This is a genomic window from Nitratireductor sp. GCM10026969 (assembly GCF_042660605.1).
Taxonomy (GTDB): domain Bacteria; phylum Pseudomonadota; class Alphaproteobacteria; order Rhizobiales; family Rhizobiaceae; genus Chelativorans.
The window spans coordinates 1-763 of sequence record NZ_JBHSUM010000318.1 but is presented as its reverse complement, the minus strand read 5'-3'; the positions used below and the strand labels follow the sequence as shown (position 1 = coordinate 763).

The following is a 763-nucleotide window of genomic DNA, read 5'->3' as shown; positions in this document are numbered from 1 at the left end:
AGGGCGCTGCCGGACGGGCTTGTCGCGCTTCCGGGAGTCGACGACGGCGTCCGCGGCGTCGCCTTCGTCCACGCTGCCGCAGACAGCCACGAGGCCGGCAGCGTCTGGACCGACCTTTGAGGACAGGCGGGAGGGTCCCCGCCGTTCCGAAAGAATCAGGATTTCAAAGCTTCACCAGGAGAAAACCGCATGCAGCTGGGACTGGGGCTGATCGGCTCGGGCTTCATGGGCCGAACGCACACCTTCGCCTTTAATAACGTCAATCGTGTCTTCGACCTGCCGGTGAAGGTGCAGCCCGTCATGCTCGCCGATGCGAACGAGACACTCGCCGCGCGCGCCGCCGGCGCGCTCGGCTTCGGCGCATCGACCGGCGACTGGCGGCGTCTCGTGACGGATCCGCGCGTTCACATCGTCTCCATCACCGCCCCCAACGTGCTGCACAAGGAGATGGCGCTTGCGGCGATCGAAGCGGGCAAGCACGTCTATTGCGAGAAGCCGCTGGCGCCCGGGGCAAGCGACGCGGAGGAAATGACCCGGGCCGCCGAGGCTAGGGGCGTCGTGACGGCGGTCGGCTTCAATTACCTGCAGAATCCCATGATGCGTCTTGCCAGGGAGATCATCGACAGCGGCGAGATCGGCGAGATCCGCGCCTTCAGCGCCATCCATGCCGAGGACTACATGATGGATTCGGAAGCGCCCTGGACCTGGCGGCTGGACCCGGCCGGCGGCGGCGGCGCGCTGGCCGACCTCGGCAGCCACCTGA

The 763-nt window shown here is 67.2% G+C and carries 1 protein-coding gene; it reads left to right on the top strand.

Annotated features, from left to right (window positions below; genetic code table 11):
• Nucleotides 1-189 precede the first annotated feature (189 nt).
• A partial coding sequence (locus ACFP9U_RS25245) for a Gfo/Idh/MocA family protein (RefSeq protein ID WP_378625648.1) occupies nt 190-763 on the top strand: 574 nt, incomplete at its 3' end.